This window comes from Paucibacter sp. Y2R2-4 (assembly GCF_025717535.1).
GTDB lineage: Bacteria > Pseudomonadota > Gammaproteobacteria > Burkholderiales > Burkholderiaceae_C > Paucibacter_A.
Genome location: NZ_JAJIRO010000001.1, coordinates 551,579 through 575,628 on the forward strand (window position 1 = coordinate 551,579; position 24,050 = coordinate 575,628).

The 24,050-nt window shown below is 58.2% G+C and carries 22 protein-coding genes; 6 read left to right on the forward strand and 16 right to left on the reverse strand.

Annotation, left to right across the window (positions count from 1 at the left end; translation table 11 throughout):
• Positions 1 to 121 precede the first annotated feature (121 nt).
• The 3 genes from rho (at position 122) to LNV06_RS02370 (ending at position 3,605) form a co-directional block, all read left to right on the forward strand.
• Entirely contained in the window at positions 122 to 1,387 is a 1,266-nt protein-coding gene (rho, locus tag LNV06_RS02360) for a transcription termination factor Rho (protein ID WP_263536629.1), read from the forward strand.
• Between the two features lie 175 nt (positions 1,388 to 1,562).
• Positions 1,563 to 1,820 carry a type B 50S ribosomal protein L31 gene (locus LNV06_RS02365; protein ID WP_263536630.1) on the forward strand — a complete coding sequence of 86 codons (258 nt, stop codon included), beginning with the start codon at positions 1,563 to 1,565 and terminating at the stop codon, positions 1,818 to 1,820.
• A 102-nt stretch (positions 1,821 to 1,922) separates the two neighbouring features.
• On the forward strand, positions 1,923 to 3,605 hold the full coding sequence (locus tag LNV06_RS02370; protein ID WP_263536631.1) for a hypothetical protein: 1,683 nt from the start codon (positions 1,923 to 1,925) through the stop codon (positions 3,603 to 3,605).
• A gap of 52 nt (positions 3,606 to 3,657) precedes the next feature.
• Here the strand turns inward: LNV06_RS02370 and phoR are convergent, their stop codons facing one another.
• The 7 genes from phoR to pstS form a co-directional block, all read right to left on the reverse strand.
• A complete protein-coding gene (gene phoR, locus LNV06_RS02375) occupies positions 3,658 to 5,019 on the reverse strand; it encodes a phosphate regulon sensor histidine kinase PhoR (RefSeq protein WP_263536632.1) in 1,362 nt (453 codons plus the stop codon).
• A 37-nt stretch (positions 5,020 to 5,056) separates the two neighbouring features.
• On the reverse strand, positions 5,057 to 5,758 hold the full coding sequence (gene phoB, locus LNV06_RS02380) for a phosphate regulon transcriptional regulator PhoB (RefSeq protein WP_263536633.1): 702 nt from the start codon (positions 5,756 to 5,758) through the stop codon (positions 5,057 to 5,059).
• 85 nt (positions 5,759 to 5,843) lie between these two features.
• A complete protein-coding gene (gene phoU / locus LNV06_RS02385; protein ID WP_263536634.1) occupies positions 5,844 to 6,551 on the reverse strand; it encodes a phosphate signaling complex protein PhoU in 708 nt (235 codons plus the stop codon).
• Positions 6,552 to 6,680: 129 nt separating this feature from the next.
• Positions 6,681 to 7,466 (reverse strand): phosphate ABC transporter ATP-binding protein PstB, encoded by a 786-nt coding sequence (pstB, locus tag LNV06_RS02390; RefSeq protein ID WP_263536635.1) that lies wholly within the window; start codon positions 7,464 to 7,466, stop codon positions 6,681 to 6,683.
• Between the two features lie 16 nt (positions 7,467 to 7,482).
• The gene (pstA, locus tag LNV06_RS02395; protein ID WP_263536636.1) at positions 7,483 to 8,367 is read right to left on the reverse strand and encodes a phosphate ABC transporter permease PstA; all 885 of its coding nucleotides are present in this window, start codon (positions 8,365 to 8,367) and stop codon (positions 7,483 to 7,485) included.
• The gene (pstC, locus tag LNV06_RS02400; protein ID WP_263536637.1) at positions 8,364 to 9,323 is read right to left on the reverse strand and encodes a phosphate ABC transporter permease PstC; all 960 of its coding nucleotides are present in this window, start codon (positions 9,321 to 9,323) and stop codon (positions 8,364 to 8,366) included. Before pstC ends, pstA begins: the two co-directional genes overlap by 4 nt.
• Positions 9,324 to 9,491: 168 nt before the next feature.
• Positions 9,492 to 10,487 carry a phosphate ABC transporter substrate-binding protein PstS gene (gene pstS / locus LNV06_RS02405; protein WP_411970072.1) on the reverse strand — a complete coding sequence of 332 codons (996 nt, stop codon included), beginning with the start codon at positions 10,485 to 10,487 and terminating at the stop codon, positions 9,492 to 9,494.
• Between the two features lie 244 nt (positions 10,488 to 10,731).
• Between pstS and LNV06_RS02410 the strand changes: the two genes are divergently transcribed.
• Positions 10,732 to 11,223 carry a fasciclin domain-containing protein gene (locus tag LNV06_RS02410; RefSeq protein WP_263536639.1) on the forward strand — a complete coding sequence of 164 codons (492 nt, stop codon included), beginning with the start codon at positions 10,732 to 10,734 and terminating at the stop codon, positions 11,221 to 11,223.
• 105 nt (positions 11,224 to 11,328) lie between these two features.
• Here the strand turns inward: LNV06_RS02410 and glmM are convergent, their stop codons facing one another.
• From glmM to LNV06_RS02430, 4 genes are all read right to left on the reverse strand, one after another.
• Positions 11,329 to 12,666: a phosphoglucosamine mutase gene (glmM, locus tag LNV06_RS02415; RefSeq protein WP_263536640.1), complete on the reverse strand. Its 1,338-nt coding sequence runs from the start codon at positions 12,664 to 12,666 to the stop codon at positions 11,329 to 11,331.
• Positions 12,667 to 12,705: 39 nt separating this feature from the next.
• Positions 12,706 to 13,590: a dihydropteroate synthase gene (folP, locus tag LNV06_RS02420; RefSeq protein ID WP_263536641.1), complete on the reverse strand. Its 885-nt coding sequence runs from the start codon at positions 13,588 to 13,590 to the stop codon at positions 12,706 to 12,708.
• Positions 13,591 to 13,725: 135 nt separating this feature from the next.
• Positions 13,726 to 15,633 carry an ATP-dependent zinc metalloprotease FtsH gene (gene ftsH / locus LNV06_RS02425; RefSeq protein WP_263536642.1) on the reverse strand — a complete coding sequence of 636 codons (1,908 nt, stop codon included), beginning with the start codon at positions 15,631 to 15,633 and terminating at the stop codon, positions 13,726 to 13,728.
• A 171-nt stretch (positions 15,634 to 15,804) separates the two neighbouring features.
• On the reverse strand, positions 15,805 to 16,491 hold the full coding sequence (locus LNV06_RS02430; RefSeq protein WP_263536643.1) for an RlmE family RNA methyltransferase: 687 nt from the start codon (positions 16,489 to 16,491) through the stop codon (positions 15,805 to 15,807).
• A 20-nt stretch (positions 16,492 to 16,511) separates the two neighbouring features.
• Between LNV06_RS02430 and LNV06_RS02435 the strand changes: the two genes are divergently transcribed.
• Entirely contained in the window at positions 16,512 to 16,988 is a 477-nt protein-coding gene (locus LNV06_RS02435) for a YhbY family RNA-binding protein (RefSeq protein WP_263536644.1), read from the forward strand.
• On the opposite strand, the gene LNV06_RS02440 is transcribed toward LNV06_RS02435, so the two are convergent.
• From LNV06_RS02440 to LNV06_RS02460, 5 genes are all read right to left on the reverse strand, one after another.
• On the reverse strand, positions 16,963 to 17,421 hold the full coding sequence (locus LNV06_RS02440; protein ID WP_318013416.1) for a DUF4149 domain-containing protein: 459 nt from the start codon (positions 17,419 to 17,421) through the stop codon (positions 16,963 to 16,965). The two genes, LNV06_RS02435 and LNV06_RS02440, sit on opposite strands and share 26 nt — an antisense overlap.
• Before the next feature lie 23 nt (positions 17,422 to 17,444).
• Positions 17,445 to 17,921, reverse strand: coding sequence for a transcription elongation factor GreA (gene greA / locus LNV06_RS02445; protein ID WP_263536646.1), 477 nt, complete (start codon positions 17,919 to 17,921; stop codon positions 17,445 to 17,447).
• A gap of 93 nt (positions 17,922 to 18,014) precedes the next feature.
• Entirely contained in the window at positions 18,015 to 21,281 is a 3,267-nt protein-coding gene (gene carB, locus LNV06_RS02450) for a carbamoyl-phosphate synthase large subunit (RefSeq protein ID WP_263536647.1), read from the reverse strand.
• A gap of 23 nt (positions 21,282 to 21,304) precedes the next feature.
• Positions 21,305 to 22,465, reverse strand: coding sequence for a glutamine-hydrolyzing carbamoyl-phosphate synthase small subunit (gene carA, locus LNV06_RS02455; RefSeq protein ID WP_263536648.1), 1,161 nt, complete (start codon positions 22,463 to 22,465; stop codon positions 21,305 to 21,307).
• Positions 22,466 to 22,739: 274 nt separating this feature from the next.
• Positions 22,740 to 23,144, reverse strand: coding sequence for a GlcG/HbpS family heme-binding protein (locus LNV06_RS02460; protein ID WP_263536649.1), 405 nt, complete (start codon positions 23,142 to 23,144; stop codon positions 22,740 to 22,742).
• Positions 23,145 to 23,344: 200 nt separating this feature from the next.
• On the opposite strand from LNV06_RS02460, the gene LNV06_RS02465 reads away from it, so the two are divergent.
• A complete protein-coding gene (locus LNV06_RS02465; RefSeq protein WP_263536650.1) occupies positions 23,345 to 24,040 on the forward strand; it encodes a Bax inhibitor-1/YccA family protein in 696 nt (231 codons plus the stop codon).
• Positions 24,041 to 24,050 lie beyond the last annotated feature (10 nt).

Consider the following 24,050-nt stretch of genomic DNA (forward strand, 5'->3'; position numbering starts at 1 on the left):
GCGACAACGCCCGCCCTCACCGGCCATGCGCCATCGCCCATCATCAGCGGATGAGCCGGCTGCCGAAGTATCTGTCCCCAGTCCTTGGCAGGACTTTTGACGACCTACCGGGTGTTCACCCATGCATCTTTCAGAACTGAAAGCACTCCACGTCTCCGAGCTCATCAAGATGGGCGAGGCCTTGGAAATCGACAACGTCGCTCGCATGCGCAAGCAAGAGCTGATGTTCGCCATCATGAAAAAGCGCGCCAAGGGCGGCGAACAGGTGTTCGGCGACGGCGTGCTCGAAGTGCTGCCCGATGGCTTTGGCTTTTTGCGCTCGATCGACGACAGCTATATGGCGTCGACCGACGACATTTATCTGAGCCCCAGCCAGATTCGCCGCTTCAATCTCCACACCGGCGACATGATCGAAGGCGAAGTGCGCGTCCCCAAGGACGGCGAACGCTACTTCGCCCTGGTCAAGGTGGACCGCGTCAATCAGCTGACGCCCGAGGAGAGCAAGCACAAGATCATGTTCGAGAACTTGACGCCACTGTTCCCGCGCGAACAGTTCAAGCTCGAACGCGACAACTTCAAGGGCGAAGAAAACGTCACCGGCCGCATCATTGATTTGATCGCGCCCATCGGCAAAGGCCAGCGCGCGCTGATCGTCGCGCAGCCCAAGACCGGCAAGACCGAGATGATGAAGAGCATCGCGCATGCGCTGGTGGCCAATCATCCCGACTCGCACCTGATCGTGCTGCTGGTGGACGAGCGCCCCGAAGAAGTGACTGAGATGATTCGCACCGTGCGCGGTGAAGTGATCAGCTCGACCTTCGACGAGCCCGCCGCCCGCCACGTGCAAGTGGCCGAGATGGTGATCGAACGCGCCAAACGCCTGGTCGAGCTCAAGAAGGATGTGATCATCCTGCTGGACTCAATCACCCGCCTCGCTCGCGCCTACAACAACGTCTTGCCCTCGTCGGGCAAGGTCTTGACCGGCGGCGTGGACGCCAATGCCCTGCAGCGCCCCAAGCGCTTCTTCGGCGCCGCCCGCAAGGTCGAAGAAGGCGGCTCGCTGACCATCATCGGCACCGCGCTGATCGACACCGGCAGCCGCATGGACGAAGTGATCTACGAAGAGTTCAAGGGCACCGGCAACTGCGAAATCCATCTGGATCGTCGCATGGCCGAAAAGCGCGTCTACCCTTCGATCTTGATCAACAAGTCCGGTACCCGCCGCGAAGAGCTGTTGCTCAAGCCCGAGATCCTGCAAAAGAGCTGGATCTTGCGCAAGCTGCTCTACAACATGGACGAGATCGAGGCGATGGAGTTCGTGTTGGACAAAATGAAGTCCACCAAGAACAACCTGGATTTCTTCGACATGATGCGTCGAGGCGGTTGATTCATCGGACTTCACGGCGTCCAAATCTCTGCGATTGGGCGCCTCGCGAGGGCTCGGCTAGCCAAGCCCTCGTTTCCTGGCTATAATCCGCGTTTTTGTCGCTGTCGGAAAGTGCGTCACATGGTGTGACGAGAAGCTGCCGGCACGTCAGCGCAAATCGAGCGAGAGGTTTCTCATGAAAGACGGCATTCACCCCAACTACCGCGAAGTCTGCTTCGTGGACCAATCCAACGGCTTCAAGTTTGTGACTCGCTCGACAATGGGCAGCAAAGAGTCCATCACGTTGGAAGACGGCCGCGAAATGCCGCTGGTCAAGTTGGAAACCACCAGCGAATCGCACCCCTTCTACACCGGCCAGCAAAAGAGCATCGACAATCTGGGCGGCCGCGTCGAGAAGTTCCGCAACAAGTTTGCAGGCTTCGCCAAGAAGTAAGCCTTCATCGGCTGAAGAAAGAAAGGCAGCTTCGGCTGCCCTTTTTTTTGCCCAAGCGCTTTTGAATACAGCCTAAGCAGAAGAGCCGTTTTCTGCGGCATGATGGCTGAACGACACGACGCCTCCACCAATCCCAGCGTGAATCTACCCAGCCCAGCCATTGTTGCCGTTCGAGGCGCTCAACGCCTCCCGCGTCTGCCTCTTTTGTTTTTGTGCGCAGCCTATGTGCTGCCCGGACTCTTCGGCCGAGATCCCTGGCGCAATGCGGACCTGAGCTCCTTTGGTTTCATGGCCAGCATCGCCCAAGGCCACGCGCCTTGGTGGGAACCGGCCATCGCTGGCATTCCTGCTGCAGGCGGCCCCCTGCCCTATTGGCTGGGTGCGTTGGCCATCAAGGCACTACCTTTTGTAGATCCAGCTTTGGCGGCACGCTTGCCTTTTGCTGCGATTTTGGTCTGCGTGCTGATGCTGGTTTGGTACAGCAGTTTCCACTTGGCCAGCACTGATGCTGCGCAGCCCGTGGCTTTTGCCTTCGGCGGAGAAGCCCATTCGATCGACTATGCAAGAGCGCTTGCAGATGGTGCGCTTTTGGCCTTGATCGCCTCCCTCGGCCTCTTGCAGCTGGGGCACGAAACGACGCCGGAAATGCTGCAACTGGGCGCCGTCTCTCTGTACCTGTATGCGATGACGGCGGCGCCGTTCAGACGGACGAAGGCGCGCTGGGCCGCCCTGCTTTCATTGCCCATGCTGGCCGCGAGCGGGGCCCCTGCCGTGGCTCTTGCCCTCGCCCTTGTTGGCGCCGTCTTGTGCCGACGCTCCAGCTTTCAAGAAGTGCGAACACTGACCTGGTGGCTCTTGGCCGCCGGTGCTTTGGCAGGAGCAAGTGCCTGGGGCTTCAATGCTTGGGCTTGGCGCGTGACTGCCGAGCCGAGTCTGGCTTTGCTCTTGTCCATGCTCAGCCTGATTGGCTGGTTCTGCTGGCCGACTTGGCCACTGGCCCTGTGGACACTTTGGCGCTGGCGCATCCACTGGCAACGGCGCCATATTCTGGTGCCACTGTCTTGCGCCTTGGTCTCTTTGACCACTTGTACCCTGATGGGGGGATCCGACCGCGCCTTGCTCCTAAGTTTGCCCGCTTTAGCCCCACTCGCAGCCTTTGCCTTGCCGACTTTGCAGCGAGGGATTGCCGCCGCAATGGACTGGTTCTCGGTGTTCTTCTTCAGTGCCAGCGCTCTTTTCTTCTGGATCTATTACAGCTCTATGCACACTGGTTGGCCGGCAACGCCAATGGCCAATATGCGCCGCCTGGCCAGTGGATTTGAGCCGAGCTTCAATGTAGCCCCTTTGATTTTGGCGGTGCTTGCAAGCCTGGCATGGCTGGCCTTGGTACGTTGGCGCACCGCTCGCCACCAAGCCGCCTTATGGAAGAGTCTGGTGTTGCCGGCAAGTGGTGTTGCCCTCAGTTGGTTATTAGCAATGAGCTTGATGCTTCCCGCCCTGGACTATGCACGCAGCGATCGCCCTTTGGTCGAACGGTTGCAAGCCTATGTTCCGAGCGATGCCAACTGTATTGCAGCGCCAAACCATGCTTTGCACACTTTGGCCGCCCTTGAGTTTCAAGGCGGATGGCAAGTTGACGGCCTGCACCCCTTGCAGGGCAGTGCTTGCCAATACGCCTTCTTGAACGGCCCGATCAACGAGATGCCGGAAGGCTGGATGCAAATCGCCAATGTGCGCCGACCGTCAGAGCGGGCTTACGGTTTCGCGGTGTTGAAACGCCTTTAGACCACCGCTAGAGTACAACACGGTGCGCGTAAGGCGCCCGCTGAGCGCTCTATCAGTTGGGCAATGAAGACGACATCGCCGACTCAACGCCCAGCGGCGTTTCGCCCATCAGGCGCACCCGCACCGCAGGAAACACCAGCTTGAATTTAGAGCCTTTGCCAGGCTCGCTGGAAATTTGCAGCTCGCCCCCATGGCGCTGCAGCACATGCTTGACGATGGACAACCCCAGGCCCGTTCCACCCGTCTCGCGTGAACGGCTGCCGTCCACTCGATAGAAACGTTCAGTCAAGCGTGGCAGATGTTCGCGGGGGATGCCAGGGCCAGTATCGATGACGCTGAGTTCACCCGAGCCATCGGACAAAAGCCGCCAACTGACGTCGACGTCGCCACCCTCGGGCGTGTAACGCACCGCATTGGTCACCAGATTGGCGGCGGCGCTGAGCAGCTCGGATTCAACACCGGCCAATTCGATATGGGTGTCGAGTTGCACATCGATCTGATGGCGACCGGCCGACAGCGCCAAGGCATCCGAATTGATGCGAGCCAACAAGCCATCCAACGCAACCCAACGATCAGGTGCGGGCCGCGGACTGCCTTCCAACTGGGCCAGCGTCAACAAATCGCTGACCAAACCTTGCATACGCTGTGTTTGCTGACCCATCAAGGTCAAAACCCGACGCCGCTCGGTGTCAGTCAAGGGCAAAGAGCTCATGGTCTCGATGAAGCCAGAGAGCACCGTCAAGGGCGTGCGAATCTCATGGGACACATTGGCGACGAAGTCGCGGCGCATGGCGTCTGCGCGTTCACGCTCGGTGATGTCTTGCGAAAGCACCAGCGTCATGCCCTCGCCATAACGCCGCACCACGACAGATAGCGTGCCGAGTCCGCGCACATTGTTGAGAATCAGCGCCTTTTCAAACTGGCCGGCTTGCATATAGGCCACGAAAGCCGGAGACCGGACCAAGTTGGTGACGCGCTGGCGCAAGTCGCGTTGAGGATCCAGCGAGAAATGGTCAGCAGCGACACGATTGCACCAATGGATTTGATCCTGCTCGTCCAACATCATCACCCCATTGGGCGACGCCTCGATGGCGGACAAAAACTGATCCAGCTGCGTGCGTTCGCGCGCGATCGTCTTGTCGCGATCACGCACGGCACGCTCGATTCGATAGGCGAGTTCGCCCCAAAGACCGCTATCGCGAGGCGCAGTATCGAGCTGCGAACCACGCAGCCATTGCAGCAATCGATGGCCACGGATCGCATCGACCAGAACCAAGGCCGCGACCGCGCAAGACGCGCTGAGCAGTTCCGACAACATGGACAGCTTGAGCCAATGCTCAATCCAGATACCGATTGCCGCACCCAATAACACCGCCAAAACGGCCAAGACAAAACGCGGCAGCAACCAGTTCACACCCACTCCCGACTGTCGGAAAGACCCGTTCCTTGCTTCATGCAGGCAGAGCGGTGACCTGTTGTGTCAGACGATAGCCTGCGCCCCGAACGGTCTCGATCATGCGCGCACATTGCACGCGTTCCAGCGCTTCGCGCAGACGCTTCACGTGCACGTCGACCGTACGCTCCTCAATGAAGACATGATCACCCCAGACGCGGTCCAAGAGCTGCGAACGGCTGTGCACCCGCTCCGGGTGCGTCATGAAGAAATGCAGCAGACGGAATTCGGTCGGACCCAGCTTGACCTCGGAACCATCACGACTCACCCGACGAGTGCCGGGATCGAGGCTCAATCCCCCCACTTCCACCAAAGAATCCAAGGCCTCTGGCGCCTTGCGACGCAACACCGCACGGATACGGGCCAGCAACTCATTGGTCGAGAAGGGCTTGGTCAGGTAGTCATCGGCGCCAGCGTCCAAACCCGAGACCTTGTCGGTCTCTTCGGCACGCGCCGTCAACATGATGATGGGCAATTCTTTGGTACGGCTGGCACCGCGCCATTGACGGGCCAAAGCCAAGCCCGATTGACCTGGCAGCATCCAATCCAGAACCACCAAGTCAGGCAGAACTCGGTCGACTTCGTACTGAGCCTGATCGGCGCTGGAAGCCAGCGTGACTTCAAATCCAGCGTGACGCAAATTAATGGAGATCAGTTCTGCGATTGCAGACTCATCTTCCACCACAAGAACTCGACTCATGCGCTTGCTCCTAAGCTCAGCGAACCAAGGCGAAACACGCCTTGGCTAAAACGGTATTGACAGTAAAGGCCGAAGAGAGTCCGCTTCAGCGGACCATGGTTTCCACGGCTTCAGGGGTGTTGTGGCGCACGTCGGTGCCCTTCACCACATAGATGATCACTTCGGCCAAATTCTTGGCATGGTCGCCGACGCGCTCAATCGCTTTGGCCACAAAGACCAAATCAATCGACGACGAAATCGTGCGAGGGTCTTCCATCATGTAAGTGATCAGCTTGCGCATCAGACCGTCGAACTCCTTGTCGATCTGGTCATCCTGCTTGAGCACTTCGACGGCCTTCTCAACGTCCAGGCGCGCAAACGCATCCAAGGCTTTGCGCAACAAGGCCGTGGCCAGTTCGGCCTCGAAAGCCAAGTCAGACATGGGCAATCGCAAGCGGCTGGAAACACCCGAATTGATCAGGCGCTGCACGGTACGCGCAATGCGCGCGGCCTCGTCGCCGACCCGCTCTAAATTGGCAATGGTCTTGGAGATGGCGATCAGCAAGCGCAGATCGCGAGCGGTCGGCTGGCGGCGCGCGATGATGCCGGACAGGTCGCGATCAATCTCCACTTCCATGGCATTGACCTGCTCTTCTTGCTTGAGCACCACGCTGGCAATATCGCCGCTGAAGGAGGTCAAAGCCAAAACGGCTTGAGCGACCTGAGATTCGACCAAACCGCCCATTTCCAGCACTCGCGTGGAGATGCCGCTCAGTTCGGTGTCGAATTGCGTGGAAAGATGTTTGTCACCCATGGCTTGATCCTGATATCGCGGTGAAGCCGCCCAATCAATGGCGCCGCTTCGTTGAAAGAGGTACTGCTCGTCTTTTTATCTGGTGATGAAGTGCGTCGAACCGAATTTCGCTGGTTCGACGCAATCTCGTCAGCCGAAGCGACCCGTGATGTAGTCCTCGGTGTCCTTGCGCTTGGGCTTCATGAACAACTCGGTCGTGGGTCCGAATTCGATCAGGTCGCCCAGATACATATAGGCGGTGTAGTCCGAGCAACGTGCCGCTTGCTGCATGTTATGGGTCACGATGGCCACGGTGTAGTCATTCTTGAGCTCGTGAATCAGCTCTTCGATCTTGCCGGTGGAGATAGGGTCCAACGCCGAGCAGGGCTCGTCCAGCAGCAAAACTTCAGGCTTGATCGCGATGCCACGTGCAATGCACAAACGCTGTTGCTGACCACCCGAGAGGCCTGAGCCGCTTTGGTTCAGCTTGTCCTTCACCTCACCCCACAGCGCGGCCTTCTTCAGCGCCCACTCAACGCGCTCATCCATTTCCACGCGCGGCAGTGTTTCGAACAAACGCACGCCGAAAGCGATGTTGTCGTAGATCGACATTGGGAAAGGCGTAGGCTTTTGGAAGACCATGCCAATCTTGGCGCGGATCAAGGAAACGTCTTCCTTGCTGGTCAGGATGTCTTGCCCGTCAAGCAAGATCTGACCCTCGGCGCGCTGCTCAGGGTAAAGCTGGAACATGCGGTTCAGCGTGCGCAGCAAGGTCGACTTGCCGCAGCCCGAGGGGCCGATGAAGGCGGTGACCTTGTTCTCTGGAATGTCCAGATTGATGTTCTTCAGGGCAAGAAAGTTGCCGTAGTAGAAGTTCAGGTTCCGAACCGAGAGCTTTGCCCGCTCGGTGACAGGCATATCAACTTTTGCGTCCATGGTGAACTCCACTCAATCAATGCTTATTCTTGAAAAGTACGCGCGCCAAGATGTTCAACGCCAACACCCCGATGGTGATGATGAAGACACCGGCCCAAGCCAGCTTTTGCCAGTTTTCATAGGGGCTCATGGCGAACTTGAAGATGGTGACCGGCAGGCTGGCCATCGGCTGGCTCAGGTCGGAAGTCCAGAATTGATTGGACAGCGCCGTAAACAGCAGAGGAGCCGTTTCACCCGAGATGCGCGCCAGAGCCAGCAAGATACCGGTCAACACGCCCGCACGGGCAGACTTCAGCGTCACCGACAAAATAACTTTCCACTTCGGCGTCCCCAGAGCGTATGCCGCTTCACGCAGGGCGTTCGGGATCAGGCTGAGCATGTTCTCGGTGGTACGGATGACCACGGGAATCACGATCAAGGCCAGGGCCAAAATACCGGCGAAACCCGAGAAGCTGTGCATGCGGGCCACGACCAGACCGTAGATGAACAGGCCCACCACAATGGACGGTGCCGACAACAAGATGTCGTTGATGAAACGCACCGTAGAACCCAACCAGGTCTTTTGGCCGTACTCAGCCAAATAGATGCCGGCCATGATGCCGATCGGCGTGCCCAACAGTGTCGCCAAGCCCACCATGGCCAGCGAGCCGAAAATCGCATTGGCCAGACCGCCGGTTTCCGCCATTGGCGGTGGGGTCATTTCGGTGAAGGTGGCCAAGTTCAAGCCGCCGAAACCAAGCCGAACGGTCTCAAAGAGAATCCACATCAGCCAGAACAAGCCAAAAGCCATCGCACCCAGAGAGAGTGTCAAAGCCACGGCATTCACGCGCTTGCGCTTTTGGTGCATGGCGAGCCGCTTGGCGTTCAAGCCGGCATCCCGAGTCATTGCGCCGCTGCTCATGAACGCGCTCCTTCATTCTTCTTCAACTGCGACAAGAGCACCTTGGAGCAGGCCAAGACGACAAAGGTGATGAAGAACAACACCAAGCCCAGGTAAATCAGCGAGGCTTGATGCAAGCCCTCGCCCGCCTCGGCAAACTCATTGGCCAGGGCCGAAGTAATGCTGTTGGCCGCCTCAAACACCGACAGCGAATTCAGTTGGTTCATATTGCCGATGACGAAGGTCACCGCCATGGTTTCACCCAGGGCACGGCCCAAGCCCAGCATGATGCCGCCGACCACACCGGTCTTGGTGTAGGGCAGCACGACGCGAGACACCACTTCCCAGGTGGTCGAACCCAATCCGTAGGCCGACTCTTTCAACATGGCCGGCGTGACCTCAAACACATCCCGCATCACCGAGGCAATGAAAGGAATGATCATGATGGCCAAGATGATGCCGGCCGACAAAATGCCGATGCCGACGGGCGGCCCCGACACCAGCGTGCCAAGGAAGGGAACATCACCCAGCAAGCGCTGCAAAGGCTGCTGCACATAGGTCGACAGAATCGGGCCAAACACCAAGAGGCCCCACATGCCGTAAACAATCGAGGGCACAGCCGCCAAGAGTTCAACGGCCACACCCAGTGGGCGCTTCAGCCAACTCGGCGACAACTCGGTCAAAAAGAGCGCAATACCAAAACTCACCGGCACGGCGATCACCAAGGCGATGAAAGACGTCATCAAGGTGCCGTAGATCATCACCAAGCCGCCGAACTTCTCTTGGACCGGATCCCATTCGCTGGTCCACAAGAATGCCAGGCCAAACTGTTTGATCGCTGGCGCGGCACCGATGATCAAGGAGACGATGATGCCCACCAACAAACCCAGGGTCAGCCAGGCGGCCCCATGCGCCAAGATTGAAAACAGTTTGTCTGCCCAAGGCGCCACGGCGCGGCGCGCTGGCGGACTGGCCATGGGCTGCACGCGAGCACCCGGCTGCCCGGAGTCATAAGAATTCGCTGGAAGTATTGCGGCCACAGGGCCTCCGCTTGGTCGGCGTTAAAAAAATCGAGGCGGCTGATTTGACAACAGCCCAGCACGCTTTTTAGCTGCTGGGCTGTTGTCCATCACATCAGCTCAAACTCACTTGTAGCTGATGGCCTTGCCCGAAGCGTCTTTCACGTTGTCTGTCCACTGCTTGCGGATCAGGTCTTTCACAACGGCTGGCAGCGCGACATAGTCCAACTCATCGGCGCTCTTGTCGCCATTATTGAAAGCCCAGTCAAAGAACTTCAGCGCATTGGCTGCATTGGCCGGCTTATCCTGTGTCTTGTACATCAGGATGTAGGTTGGGTTAGCCAGGGGCCAAGCATCCTTGCCAGGCTGCTCGGTGGTGATTTGATAGAAGGTTTTCTTCCAATCAGCACCTGCGGCGGCAGCCTTGAAACCATCTTCGCTAGGCGAGACAAAATTGCCATCCTTGTTACGCAGCAAGGTGTAGGTCATCTTGTTCTGCTTCACATAGGCGTACTCGACATAACCAATCGAGTTCGGCAGGCGCTGAACAAAAGCGGCCACGCCTTCATTGCCCTTGCCACCCGCCCCGGTAGGCCAATTCACTGCGGTGCCTTCACCGACCTTGCTCTTCCACTCTTCATTCACCTTGGACAAATAGTTGGTGAAGATGAAGGAAGTGCCGGAGCCGTCCGCACGACGAACCACCGAAATGGCCGCATCAGGGAGCGGAACGCCAGGGTTCAATGTAGTCAGCGCGGCATCATTCCACTTGCTGATCTTGCCCAAATAGATATCACCCAACACTTGGCCGGTCAGCTTAATCTGCCCCGGGGCGATGCCCTTGATGTTCACGACGGGCACCACGCCACCGATCACGGTCGGGAACTGAATCATGCCGTCCTTGGCCAGCTCCTCGTCCTTGAGCGGCATATCGGTCGCGCCGAAGTCAACGGTCTTGGCCTTGATCTGGCGAATACCGGCACCCGAGCCCACCGACTGATAGTTGATGCGAGCGCCGGAAGCTTTGTTATATGCATCCGCCCACTTGGCATACAAAGGGGCAGGGAAAGTTGCGCCTGCGCCGGTCACGTCTTGCGCATGAGCCAAAGGCAGAACAGCCATACCGGCCACGAAGAAAAATCCAGTGCTGGGCAAATTGAATTTCATGAGCGTCCTATCGGTGCTTGGAGTGACAAGAGCCGCCATGTTATGACTTCAATATGACACGACGGTGACGATGCTTTTGCCGCGAAAAGCACCAACGGATCATGTCACAAAGCAGATTTTTGCAATACAAGCTTCACAGAAGCGTCATATTGACTGCTTAAGCTCCTCGAACACCCCAAAATCTGTGGAGATTCTCGACATGAACACGATTCGACGCGCGCTGACCGTCTCTGGTCTGATTGCCGCCACATTGGCACTGAGCGCCTGCGCTACAGCCCCGGCCCCCGCCAATCTGGCAGAGACACTGGCTCGCAATCCGCAACTCAGCACCTTCAACCGCCTGGTTGAGCAGGCTGGCATGAAAGAGTCGCTGCAAGCCGCCGGCCCCCTGACTGTCTTCGCGCCCAGCGATGAGGCATTCAAGGCAGTTCCCGCCAAAACCCTGGAAGCATTGACTGCCGACAAGGCGCAATTGCAATCCGTGCTGAGCTTCCACATTGTGCCGAGCAAGTTGCTTGCCGCCGAAGTGAAGAATGGCAATGTCAAGACCGTCCAAGGCAGCAATCTGGCACTGAGCCGCGCCGGCGATTTCGTGACCGTTGAAGACGGCATGGTCCAACAGGCCGACATCTCCGCCACCAACGGCGTCGCCCATGTGATCGATCGGGTGCTGACTCCACCCAAGAAGTAAGGCTAAAGCTTTAAGAGTTCAGAGATACGTAAAACCGACTCTAGAACGCAAAAGGCCCGCTGCAAGTCAAATGCAGCGGGCCTTTTTTATGGTCAGCCAAAAAGATCAGGCAGGCAACTTGACCGCATCGGCCAAACGTTGGGCGCAGCGCTGGGCCAACCCGGCATCACTGGCTTCCACCATCAAGCGCAACAAAGGCTCGGTGCCCGAGGCACGAATGAGCACCCGACCTCGGTTACCCAATTCGGCAGTGACCTCAGCCTGCTCGCGAGCCAGATGCGGATTGCTCTTCCAGTCCTGCCCCGCCTGCAAACGCACGTTGATCAGCGTCTGCGGGAACAGGCTCACCTCCGCCAGCTGGTCGGCAAGACTGCGGCCAGTCCGGCACACCGATTGCAAGATCAACAGCGCGCTGACGATACCGTCGCCAGTGGTGTGCTTGTCCAAGGCCAACAAGTGGCCAGAGCCCTCACCGCCCAATTGCCAGCCACGTGCACTCAATTCTTCCAGTACATAGCGGTCCCCGACCTTTGCGCGAACAAAGTCCACGTCCAGGGACTTCAGCGCCAACTCGACCGCCATATTGGTCATCAAGGTACCGACGGCGCCCGCAACACGCTGGCCCTGACCCAGGCGATCAGCAACCATGACATACAGCAACTCATCGCCGTTGTAGAGACGCCCTTGTGCATCGACCAATTGCAAGCGGTCGGCATCGCCATCCAGGGCTACGCCATAGTGAGCGCCATGTTCCTGCACCGCCTTGACCAGGGCCGCTGGTGAGGTCGCACCAAAACCCGCATTGATGTTGAAGCCGTCTGGGCTGCAGCCAATCGAGATGACCTCAGCACCCAGTTCGTGGAACACATCAGGCGCCACATGGTAGGCAGCGCCATTGGCTGCGTCGACCACGATCTTCAAGCCCTTGAGCGTCAGGTCGGAGCCAAAGCTGTTCTTGCAAAACTCGATATAACGGCCACGAGCATCGGTGATGCGCTTGGCGCGCCCCAGATTCGCAGAATCGATCCATGTGGGCGACTCTTCCAGCGCGGCTTCGACCAATTGTTCCCAGGTGTCAGGTAGCTTTTCACCCTTGGCTGAGAAGAACTTGATACCGTTGTCAGCAAAAGGATTGTGTGAAGCACTGATCACCACGCCCAGATCTTGCCGCAAAGCGCGAGTCAAGTAAGCAACGCCTGGCGTCGGCAAGGGCCCAGTCAGCAGCACATCAACACCAGCAGAGGCAAATCCAGCTTCCAAAGCCGATTCGATCATGTAGCCAGAAATGCGCGTGTCCTTGCCAATCAACACACTCGGACGCGCGCTTGTCTTGCGCAACACTTGACCCACCGCATGCCCCAACTTCAGCATGAAGTCCGGCGTGATAGGGCCTTGACCCACCGTACCGCGAATACCATCAGTCCCGAAATACTTACGGCTCATATCGAGCACCCTCCTGAATAACTATTTCACCATTGTCCATCAGCAGCGTGACGGAATCGCCGGCAATCCGCCTGCCGCACACCAAACCTTGACGGCATCCACAGTGGCTGCGACATCGTGCACACGCAAGATCTTTGCGCCATGGCTCAAAGCGACCAAACCAGCGGCCAAGCTTGCGGGCAGGCGTTGATCGACCGCCCTCCCCGTGACATCTCCCAATGAGCGCTTTCGCGACCAACCTGCCAAGATCGGAAACCCAAGCTTCAAAAGCTCCGACTGCCGGGACAACAAGTCGAAATTCTGCGGTGTGGTTTTGGCAAATCCATAGCCCGGATCCATAACGATTCGACTGGCAGCAATGCCAGCAGCCAACGCACAATCCGCGCGCTCGCGCAAGAAATCGGCAACTTCAGCAAGCACATCGACGTAGTCACACATGGACTGCATGGTGCTTGACTCGCCCCGCATATGCATCAAGCACACCCCCGCCTTGGCATGGCTGCCTAGCAAAGGCAAGGCCGCCTCGTCTCTCAGCGCCTTGATGTCATTGATGATGTCGACGCCCATATCCAGCGCACGCGCCATCACGCCAGCCTTGCAGGTGTCGACCGAGACCGGCACGCCCAGCGTCAGCGCCACTTCGAGCACCGGTGCGATGCGCGCCCACTCTTCGTCAAGACTCAAGCCGACTGAGCCCGGCCGACTGGACTCCCCGCCGATATCCAGAATATCCGCGCCCTCGTCAAGCAAACGCCTGCAATGGGCGGCCGCAAGTTCGGCATTGGCATGCTGACCGCCGTCCGAAAAAGAGTCCGGCGTGACATTCACGATCCCCATCACCACGGGGCGACTCAGGTCAATGTCGAATCGAGTCGTCTGCCAGACCTGAGGCTCCGTTGACGCGACAAATTGCTTGCTGCTCATGTGCAAGTCCATGAAAAAAGGGCCAGTCTTTGCAGACAGGCCCCTTGGCGAACAAGAGCCTCAGCTCTGCTCAAACATAACTGGCGGGAAAGAGTTCAAATCCCAGGGCGGAGCCAACTCATTCCCGCTCTGGCATCACACCACGGCCGCTGCACCATCGGTCGACACCGGTGGCGAACCGCCGCCGTCCGACTTGCTGTTGGCAGAAGGCGTCCAGTCCTTGGGCAGACGGGCGGGCTTGCCGCTCATGATGTCCTCGATCTGATCAGCATCAATAGTCTCGAACTCCAACAAGGCTGTTGCCATCGCGTGCATCTTGTCTTTGTTCTCTTCGATCAGGCGGCGGGCGATACCGTACTGATCGTCGATGATGCGACGAATGACCGTATCGACCTTGCGCATGGTCTCTTCCGACATATTGGTGGTCTTGGTCACCGAGCGACCCAAGAACACTTCGCCTTCATTGTCCGAATAGACCATCGGGCCCAACTCGTCGGTCATGCCATAGCGCATGACCATATCGCGAGCAATCGCGGTGGCGCGCTCAAAGTCGTTAGAGGCACCGGTGGTCATTTGATTCATGAACACTTCTTCGGCGATACGGCCACCGAACAGCACCGAAATAGTCGAGAGCATGCGCTCCTTGTCCATGCTGTAGCGATCACCTTCAGGCAACTGCATGGTCACACCCAGAGCACGCCCACGAGGAATCACCGTGACCTTGTGAACCGGGTCGGTCTTGGGCATCAGTCGGGCAACCAAAGCATGGCCAGCTTCGTGATAGGCCGTATTGCGGCGCTCTTCCTCCGGCATGATCATGGACTTGCGCTCTGGGCCCATCATGATCTTGTCTTTGGCCTTTTCGAAGTCAACCATCTCCACCACGCGTCCATTGCGACGTGCGGCAAACAAGGCGGCTTCATTGACCAAGTTGGCCAAGTCAGCACCCGAGAAGCCAGGTGTTCCGCGCGCCAAGATATCGGCACGGATGTCTTGGCCCACCGGCACTTTGCGCATATGGACGTTCAAGATCTGCTCACGGCCGCGCACATCAGGCAAGGTCACATAGACCTGACGGTCAAAACGACCGGGGCGCAACAAAGCGGGGTCCAAGATGTCAGGACGGTTGGTGGCCGCCATCACGATGACGCCAAGATTGGTCTCGAAACCATCCATCTCGACCAACATCTGATTCAGCGTCTGTTCACGCTCGTCATTGCCGCCACCCAAGCCGGCTCCGCGGTGACGACCAACAGCATCAATTTCATCCACGAAGATGATGCAAGGTGCACTCTTCTTGGCCTGCTCAAACATATCGCGCACGCGGGCTGCGCCAACGCCAACGAACATCTCGACGAAGTCTGAACCCGAGATGGCGAAGAAAGGCACCTTGGCTTCACCCGCAATGGCTTTGGCCAACAAGGTCTTGCCGGTACCCGGAGGGCCAACCAACAGCACGCCACGAGGAATACGTCCGCCCAGTTTTTGGAACTTCTGCGGATCCTTCAGGAAGTCGACCAATTCCTTGACCTCTTCCTTGGCCTCGTCGCAACCAGCGACATCGGCAAAGGTCGTGGTGTTGTTGGCCTCATCGAGCATGCGGGCCTTGGACTTGCCAAAGCTGAAGGCGCCGCCCTTGCCGCCGCCCTGCATCTGGCGCATGAAATACACCCAAACGCCAATCAACAACAACATCGGGCCCCAGCTGATCAGCATATTGATCAGGAAGGAAGGCTCCTCACGCGGTTTGACATCGAACTTGACGCCGTTATTGCGCAGGTCACCGATCAGGCCACGATCCAGATAAGTCGCTGCAACGCGCAGTTTCTTGCCTTCATTGGTTTCGGCCAGGATGTCAGTCCCCGCCCCACCTTCTTGCAAAGTGACTTGCTTGATGCGATGCGCCTGAACCTCGTCCAGAAATTCCGAGTAACCGATTTGGTTCCCCTGGGATGCACCTCGGTCGAACTGCTTGAAGACAGTGAACAGCACCAGGGCAATCACTATCCAAACAGCCACCTTCGAGAACCACTGATTGTTCACCGCGACTCCTTCATTCAATTCGCCCGACCGCACCAATGGCGGCCTTGTGCACGGCATATGGGGTTGATTCTATTGCAGTCAAGGGGGCATCTGCTTTTGCTTGAGGCCATGACCCTAAGGACAATGCCAGACATTACCGAGTCTGCTGCGCAGGCGCGCAAAGCCCTTGCTTCAGCGTGGTTTGGCGGGGGACTTCAAGCCTATGCCCACCAGAAAAGTCTCAGACGATCGATCCCGGGACGCTTTGGGCTTGACCGCTTTCACCTTCTTAAAAGTTGCCTTGAACAACTCCACCAACTGACTGTAGCCACTGCCATGAAAAACCTTGGCCACCAAAGCGCCTTCGGGCTTCAGGTGCTGAATCGAGAAATCGATGGCCAACTCAATCAGACCACCCACGCGCGCCGCATCAACACCTTCAATGCCCGACAGATTCGGCGCCATATCGGACACGACCACATCCACAGGCCGCCCGCCCAAGGCCTGCTCCAATTGCTGAAGCACGGCTTCTTCTTGAAAGTCTCCCTGAATGAATTGCACGCCTTCGATGGGCTCACAGGGCAGCAAATCCAGGGAAATGATGGTGCCATTGAGTGCGCCGACCGCAGCACCACCAACGCCCGCCTCTTTGGGCGCGAAGCAACGGCGCAGATACTGACTCCAGGCACCGGGTGATGCGCCCAAGTCAACGACCACTTGTCCAGGACGAATCAGCTTCAGCTCTTCGTCGATTTCCTTCAGCTTGTAGGCTGCGCGCGCACGGTAGCCGTCCCGTTGCGCCATCTTGACGTAGGGGTCGTTGATGTGATCATGCAACCACGCCTTATTAAGTTTCTTGCTTTTTGTTGTGAACTTCATGTTGCACGGATAATACGCGTATGCCTGCGATTCAATTGACTCCTGCCCAGCGCAAGGAAAAACGTTCCGAAGCTCATCATCTTGACCCAGTCGTGATGATAGGCGCGGATGGACTCACCCCTGCCGTCGTCAAAGAGACCGACGCCGCCTTGAATGCCCATGGGCTGATCAAGGTGCGCATCTTCTCTGACGATCGCGCCAACCGCGAGAGCATTTTTGCCTCTCTGTGCGGCGAACTGAACGCCGCGCCGATTCAGCACATCGGCAAGCTGCTGATCATCTGGCGGCCCATGCCCGAGAAGGTCGACGCTGAGCGTGAAGACGGCAAAGCCGGCCCGCGTGTGGTGAAGATTGTGAAGTTCTCCAAGAGTGGCAATCATCGCCCTCAGGTGAAAAAACTTCGCGTACTTGGCAATGAGCGCGTCGCCCAAGGCGGCGAGATCAAGCGTGCCAAGCGCCGCCTGACCAGCGTTAAGAAGATCTCGCAGGATCAGTGATCGGAGCCTGCACTTTTGCTGCCGTGCTGCGCCAAGCCAAGGCCAGCACCAGCAAAAGTTTGATCCCATAAAAGACCAAAGACACACCATGCAGGGCGCCAAAACTCCAAGGCCCCTGCCCGCTCTTGGCCGCAGCCATCATGGGCTGCAGCGCGTAGTAGCCCGCCACTGTGCAAAACACAGCCGCTGCCGGCAATAAAAACTCAGCAGAAATAGCGGGTAAGCCGCGGTCTCGCGCCAAACGCCGCTCCATCAACATCAAGAGCAGACCTGCAGCTAGAGACAGTTGCGCCTCCAAAGAAAACAAGCGCGCAACCAGCAAACCAGCCTGAGCACGTTCGAGCACAGCAAAGGCCGAAGGTGCCGCCACCCAAGCCACAGACAGCAAAAGGCCGCCCCAGAGGGCGGCCAGCAAGGCTCTGAATCGGTTCATCATGCCGAACTGATGCGCTCGCTTTAGACGTAACGAACTTCAACCACTTCGTAACGCTTGACGCCTCCGGGCGCCTGAACCTCGGCGACGTCACCGGCTTCTTTACCGATCAAAGCGCGGGCAATCGGCGAGCTGATAGAGATCAGGCCCAGCTTCAAATCCGCCTCGTCGTCACCGACGATTTGGTAAGTCACTTCAGCGCCGCTGGACTCCTCTTCCAGATCCACCGTGGTACCGAAAACGATACGGCCACCCGCTTCCACTTCTGAGGGGTCGATCACCTGTGCGGCGGCCAGCTTGCCTTCGATTTCCAAGATGCGGCCTTCGATAAAGCCTTGCTTGTCTTTGGCCGCCTCGTACTCAGCATTCTCAGACAGATCACCTTGGGCGCGCGCCTCAGAGATCGCATTGATCACCGCATGACGCTCGACGCTTTTCAGGCGATGCAATTCTTCTTTGAGCTTTTCAGCACCGCGCTTGGTCAATGGAATCGTGGCCATGATTTATTTCGTAAACCTTGAAAGACAAAATGAATCCGCCGCTGCGGCTCGGGGCTTCCCGAAGCGCGGCGGCGGAATTCTTGAGACCGAAGTTTAGTGCAGTTCGGCGTGCAGTTCTTGCAGGGATTGCACCAGCAATCCGTTCTGGTGCTTCATCCCCTCCACCGCAGCCTCGCAACCAGCCATGGTGGTGTAGTAGGTGACGCGCGCAGCCAATGCAGCCTGACGGATATGACGGCTGTCTGCAATCGCGGTGCGGGTTTCATCCACGGTCGTGAAGACCAATTGGATTTCACCGCCCTTGATCATGTCGACGATGTGCGGGCGGCCGTCCTTGACCTTGTTGACCACACGAACCGGCACACCTACTTCGGCAATGGCTGCCGCGGTACCCTTGGTCGCCACCACACCGAAGCCCAAGGCATGCAGATCCTTGGCCACCGCCACGGCGCGCGCCTTATCACCGTTCTTCACGGTGATGAGGATGTTGCCTTGGCGCGGCAGGCGCGAACCCGCACCCAACTGGCTCTTCAACATCGCTTCGCCAAAGGTCTTGGCCGCGCCCATGACTTCTCCAGTCGAACGCATTTCTGGGCTCAGGATCGGATCCACACCGGGGAACTTGTTGAAGGGGAAGACCGCTTCCTTGACGCTGAAGTAAGGCGGAATCACCTCGGCAGGCACACGGCCCTTGCGATCCTTCTGGTCCTTCAGTTTTTGGCCCGCCATGCAGCGAGCGGCAATCTTGGCCAGCTGCTGGCCGGTGGCCTTGGAAACAAAAGGCACGGTACGCGAAGCACGTGGATTCACTTCCAGTACGTAAACGGTGGCACCTTCCAGACCGCCGGTCACATTGCCTTGGATGGCGAACTGAACGTTCATCAATCCCACCACATTCAGTCCGCGCGCCATGGCTGCGGTTTGCTTGCGCAATTCGTCTTGCAAGGCCTGCGACAAGGTGTAAGGCGGCAGCGAACAAGCCGAGTCACCGGAGTGGATGCCGGCCGCCTCGACGTGCTCCATGATGCCGCCGATCATCACATCGACGCCATCGCTGATGCAGTCCACATCGACTTCCAGCGCATCTTCCAAGAAGCGGTCCAGCAGCACCGGCGACTTGTCCGACACGCGCACCGCTTCGCGCATATAGCGCTCCAGGTCTTTGTCGCCGTGCACGATTTCCATCGCGCGGCCGCCCAAGACGTAGCTCGGACGAACCACCAAGGGGTAGCCAATTTCGCGCGCCAAGACCAGCGCAGCCTCTTCGGTACGCGCGGTGCGGTTCGGCGGCTGCTTCAAGCCCAGGTCATGCAGCAGCTTCTGGAAGCGCTCGCGGTCTTCGGCAATGTCAATGCTCTCGGGCGAGGTGCCGATGATGGGCACGCCATTGGCTTCCAAATCGAGCGCCAACTTCAGCGGTGTCTGACCACCGTACTGAACGATCACGCCGACTGGCTTTTCCTTATCGACGATTTCCAGCACATCTTCCAAGGTGACCGGTTCGAAGTACAAGCGATCTGAGGTGTCGTAGTCGGTCGACACGGTCTCAGGATTGCAGTTGACCATGATGGTTTCATAGCCATCTTCGCGCATCGCGAGTGCGGCATGAACGCAGCAATAGTCGAACTCGATGCCTTGACCGATGCGGTTTGGGCCACCGCCCAAGACCATGATCTTCTTCTTGTCGCTGGGCTCGGCCTCGCACTCTTCCTCGTAGGTCGAGTACATATAGGCGGTTTGCGTTGCGAACTCGGCAGCGCAAGTGTCCACACGCTTGTAGACCGGACGCACGGCCAAGGCGTGACGCGCACGCCGTACATCGTGCTGGTTAGACCCCAGCAACTTGCCTAGGCGCTTGTCCGAGAAACCCTTCTTCTTCAGCAAGCGCAACTCATCCGCACTCAAAGAATCCAGACTGCGGCCAACGAGCGAAAGCTCGATCTTCACCAGCTGCTCGATCTGGGCCAGGAACCAGGGATCGATGGCGGTCTCTTCAAAGACTTCGGCCAAGCTCATGCCGATACGGAAAGCATCCGCCACGAACAGCACGCGCTCGGGACCGGGCTCGCCAATTTCCTGGATGATTTCTTCGCGATCGTCGGAGCGCTCGCTCAGACCATCAATGCCGGTCTCCAGACCGCGCAGCGCTTTCTGGAAGCTTTCCTGGAAGGTGCGACCCATGGCCATCACTTCGCCCACCGACTTCATCTGCGTGGTCAAACGCGAGTCCGCCATTGGGAACTTCTCGAAGGCAAAGCGCGGGATCTTGGTGACCACGTAGTCGATGCTGGGCTCGAACGAGGCCGGCGTCGTACCACCGGTGATGTCGTTGCGCAGTTCGTCCAGGGTGTAGCCCACAGCCAGCTTGGCGGCGATCTTGGCGATCGGGAAGCCGGTCGCCTTCGAGGCCAGCGCCGATGAACGCGAGACACGCGGATTCATCTCGATCACCGTCATCCGGCCATTGACCGGGTTGATCGAGAACTGCACGTTGGAGCCACCGGTGTCCACGCCGATTTCGCGCAGAATCGCGATCGAGGCGTTGCGCAGCAGCTGGTATTCCTTGTCGGTCAAGGTCTGCGCCGGGGCCACGGTGATCGAGTCACCGGTGTGCACGCCCATGGGGTCGAGGTTTTCGATCGAGCAAACGATGATGCAGTTGTCCTTGCTGTCGCGGACCACTTCCATCTCATACTCTTTCCAACCGATTAGCGACTCTTCGATCAAAAGCTCATTGGTCGGCGAAAGATCCAAGCCGCGCTTGCAAATCTCTTCGAATTCTTCCGGGTTGTAAGCAATACCGCCGCCGCTGCCGCCGAGCGTGAAGCTGGGGCGAATCACCATCGGGAAACCATTGCTGCCGGTCTCGAGCGCAATGCGCTTTTGCACCGCCAACGCCTCTTCCATCGAGTGCGCAATGCCCGACTTGGCCGAGTCCAGGCCGATCTTGGTCATCGCGTCCTTGAATTTCAGGCGGTCTTCGGCCTTGTCGATCGCCTTTTCGTTGGCACCGATCATCTCTACGTTGTACTTGGCCAGCACGCCATGCTTGTGCAGATCCAAAGCGCAGTTCAGCGCCGTCTGCCCACCCATGGTCGGCAGCACTGCATCGGGGCGCTCCTTGGCGATGATCTTCTCGACCACTTGCCAAGTGATGGGCTCAATGTAAGTGACGTCCGCGGTGTCCGGGTCCGTCATGATGGTGGCCGGATTGCTGTTCACCAAGATGACCTTGTAGCCCTCTTCGCGCAGCGCCTTGCAAGCCTGAGCGCCCGAGTAGTCGAACTCGCAGGCCTGGCCGATGATGATGGGGCCAGCCCCAATGATCAGAATGCTTTTAATGTCAGAACGTTTTGGCATGTCTTTACTCCATCAGGCCTTGATCAGGACTTGGCCATCAGACCGATGAAGCGGTCAAACAGGTAAGCGATATCGTGGGGACCAGGGCTTGCCTCGGGGTGACCCTGGAAGCAGAAAGCGGGCTTGTCGGTCCGGGCCAGGCCCTGGATGGTGCCGTCAAACAGGCTGGTGTGCGTCACACGCAGATTGGCGGGCAGGCTATCGGGCTCCACCGCAAAACCGTGATTCTGGCTGGTGATGCTGACGCGCTGGTTGTCGTGATCCTTGACCGGATGGTTGGCGCCGTGGTGACCAAACTTCATCTTGAAGGTCTTGGCGCCCGAAGCCAAGGCCATGATTTGATGACCCAGGCAAATACCGAAAGTCGGGATGCCGGCTTCGATCAAGGTCGCGGCTGCGGCGATCGCGTAATCACATGGCTGCGGGTCGCCGGGGCCATTGGAGAGAAACACGCCATCCGGCTCGAGGCCAAACACCGTCGAGGCCGGCGTCTGGGCGGGCACCACCGTGATTTTGCAACCCCGCGAGGCCAACATACGCAAGATATTGCTCTTGACGCCGAAGTCATAAGCCACCACGTGGAAGCGTGGCTGGGTTTGATTGCCGTATCCCTTGCCCAGCGTCCACTCGGTTTCGGTCCAGCTGTGGCTCTCAGCAGCACTGACGACCTTGGCCAGATCCAAACCGGCCATGCTCGGCGCGGCCTTGGCCTTGGCCACTGCGTCGGCAATCAGCTCATCGGTAATGGCCTGACCCGCAGCCAGCGCCATGATGCAGCCGTTTTGCGCGCCGGTGGTGCGCAGCACACGAGTCAGACGACGGGTGTCGATGTCGGCAATCGCCACCGTCCCTTCGTCCTTCAGGTATTGCGCCAGAGTACGCGTCTTGCGGAAGTTGGAATCAAGGATGGGCAGTTCCTTGATGATCAGACCTGCGGCATGAATCTTCTGCGCCTCGACGTCCTCCTCGTTGACACCGTAATTGCCAATGTGCGGATACGTGAGGGTCACGATCTGACGGCAATAGCTGGGGTCGGTGAGGATTTCTTGGTAACCGGTGAGTGCGGTGTTGAACACCACTTCGCCGACCGTATGGCCAGCAGCACCGATGGAGGAGCCTTTGAAGACCGTGCCGTCTGCCAGGGCAAGAATCGCTTTGGGGGAATTGAGCAGATCGGGCAGCACGGGAAACTCCAATATGTGCGCGCCCAGCTCTGCTGCAAAACTTGGGCGGGATGCCAAGTTGCCTGAGTCCGGAAGGGGGAAACTGGTTTGAGTTTCGCTGGGTGCGTTGGGTAGCGGGTAAACCTGCTAAGTATAACCGAGCAGGGTTATCACTGAGACCCCTTCCCGCTTTTATTTGACAACTTGATGTCAGCCGAAACGCCGCGTCAGGAAATAAAGCCCTCGGCAAGCCCGGCCTCGACTGAGGGCTTGGCCCTTCCTCAAAACACCAAACTCAAGTCAATGCAGCGATACCTGCCCGAGCAATCTGCGCATCTTCGGTGGACTTGACCCCACTCACCCCGACTGCACCAACGCAGAAGCCATCAACCAGAATCGGCACGCCCCCCTCCAAAAGACCGCTCAAGCCAGGGGCACTCAAGAAAGAAACTCGTCCTTGGTTGATGATGTCTTCATAGACCTTGGATTCACGACGCCCCAAAGCCGCTGTATGCGCTTTGGCAGGCGCAATTTGCGCAGAGATCGCGGCAGCGCCATCCAAGCGCTGCAACCACAGCAGATGACCACCATCGTCCACGATAGCGATCGAGACGGCCCACTGATTGGCCAAGGCCTCGGCCTCTGCTGCCGCGGCAATCCGCTTCACTTCATCCAGGCCCAAGAATGGTTTTTGCTTCATGACATTGAAATCCCAAGGAAAGCCCGCACTTTAATCGGTGACTGAACCTAGCCGATTCGCCTCAGCAAACTGAAAACATTGCGGCCAAACAGCGTCTCAGTGGACTTTGAATGCGCTTGGCGAACTCACGCTACAGTTCAGCCTGAGGTGCACGAGGCCAAACGACAAGGCCGCACCCAATTTTGTTAGGAGGATTGACGATGAACGAAACCCTGCAAACCCAATACGGCGGCGCCTTGAATGGCGGCTTGGCCGCTGATCGCCAGCGTGTGTTGCGCAACACCTATTGGCTGCTCGCGTTGTCCATGGCGCCCACAGTGCTTGGCGCCTGGGTTGGCGTAACGACGGGCATCATGGCCGCCATGGGCTCGGGCCTGAGCATGATGGTGTTCTTTGCTGGCGCCTTCGGCTTGATGTTCGTGGTTGAAAAGACCAAGAACTCCAGCACCGGCGTTTACGCCCTGCTCGCCTTCACCTTCTTCATGGGGCTGATGTTGTCCCGTTTGCTGGCCGGCATCCTCGGATTCCGCAATGGCAGCAGCCTGATCATGCTGGCCTTCGGCGGCACTGGCGCCATCTTTTTCGCGATGGCTTCGCTGGCCACGGTGATCAAGCGCGATCTCTCGTCGATGGGCAAGTTCTTGTTCGTTGGCGCCATCATCTTGTTGGTGGTGGGCTTGGCCAATATCTTTATCCAGTCTTCGGCGCTGATGCTGACCATGATGGCTCTGTCCATGGTCGTCTTCTCCGCCTTCATGCTCTATGACATCAAGCGCGTGATCGATGGCGGCGAGACCAACTACATCAGCGCTACGCTGGCTATCTATCTGGACATCTACAACGTGTTCCAGAGCCTGCTGTCGCTGCTGGGCATCTTTGGTGGCGAACGCGACTGATCGCTATTCG

Bases quoted from the DNA above. Each gene is read 5' to 3' on its own strand.
- rho (WP_263536629.1), top strand. From the start codon at position 122: ATGCATCTTTCAGAACTGAAAGCACTCCACGTCTCCGAGCTCATCAAG.
- LNV06_RS02365 (WP_263536630.1), top strand. From the start codon at position 1,563: ATGAAAGACGGCATTCACCCCAACTACCGCGAAGTCTGCTTCGTGGAC.
- LNV06_RS02370 (WP_263536631.1), top strand. From the start codon at position 1,923: ATGGCTGAACGACACGACGCCTCCACCAATCCCAGCGTGAATCTACCC.
- phoB (WP_263536633.1), bottom strand. From the start codon at position 5,758: ATGAGTCGAGTTCTTGTGGTGGAAGATGAGTCTGCAATCGCAGAACTG.
- phoU (WP_263536634.1), bottom strand. From the start codon at position 6,551: ATGGGTGACAAACATCTTTCCACGCAATTCGACACCGAACTGAGCGGC.
- pstB (WP_263536635.1), bottom strand. From the start codon at position 7,466: ATGGACGCAAAAGTTGATATGCCTGTCACCGAGCGGGCAAAGCTCTCG.
- pstA (WP_263536636.1), bottom strand. From the start codon at position 8,367: ATGAGCAGCGGCGCAATGACTCGGGATGCCGGCTTGAACGCCAAGCGG.
- pstC (WP_263536637.1), bottom strand. From the start codon at position 9,323: ATGGCCAGTCCGCCAGCGCGCCGCGCCGTGGCGCCTTGGGCAGACAAA.
- pstS (WP_411970072.1), bottom strand. From the start codon at position 10,487: ATGGCTGTTCTGCCTTTGGCTCATGCGCAAGACGTGACCGGCGCAGGC.
- LNV06_RS02410 (WP_263536639.1), top strand. From the start codon at position 10,732: ATGAACACGATTCGACGCGCGCTGACCGTCTCTGGTCTGATTGCCGCC.
- glmM (WP_263536640.1), bottom strand. From the start codon at position 12,666: ATGAGCCGTAAGTATTTCGGGACTGATGGTATTCGCGGTACGGTGGGT.
- folP (WP_263536641.1), bottom strand. From the start codon at position 13,590: ATGAGCAGCAAGCAATTTGTCGCGTCAACGGAGCCTCAGGTCTGGCAG.
- LNV06_RS02430 (WP_263536643.1), bottom strand. From the start codon at position 16,491: ATGAAGTTCACAACAAAAAGCAAGAAACTTAATAAGGCGTGGTTGCAT.
- LNV06_RS02435 (WP_263536644.1), top strand. From the start codon at position 16,512: ATGCCTGCGATTCAATTGACTCCTGCCCAGCGCAAGGAAAAACGTTCC.
- LNV06_RS02440 (WP_318013416.1), bottom strand. From the start codon at position 17,421: ATGAACCGATTCAGAGCCTTGCTGGCCGCCCTCTGGGGCGGCCTTTTG.
- greA (WP_263536646.1), bottom strand. From the start codon at position 17,921: ATGGCCACGATTCCATTGACCAAGCGCGGTGCTGAAAAGCTCAAAGAA.
- carB (WP_263536647.1), bottom strand. From the start codon at position 21,281: ATGCCAAAACGTTCTGACATTAAAAGCATTCTGATCATTGGGGCTGGC.
- LNV06_RS02460 (WP_263536649.1), bottom strand. From the start codon at position 23,144: ATGAAGCAAAAACCATTCTTGGGCCTGGATGAAGTGAAGCGGATTGCC.
- LNV06_RS02465 (WP_263536650.1), top strand. From the start codon at position 23,345: ATGAACGAAACCCTGCAAACCCAATACGGCGGCGCCTTGAATGGCGGC.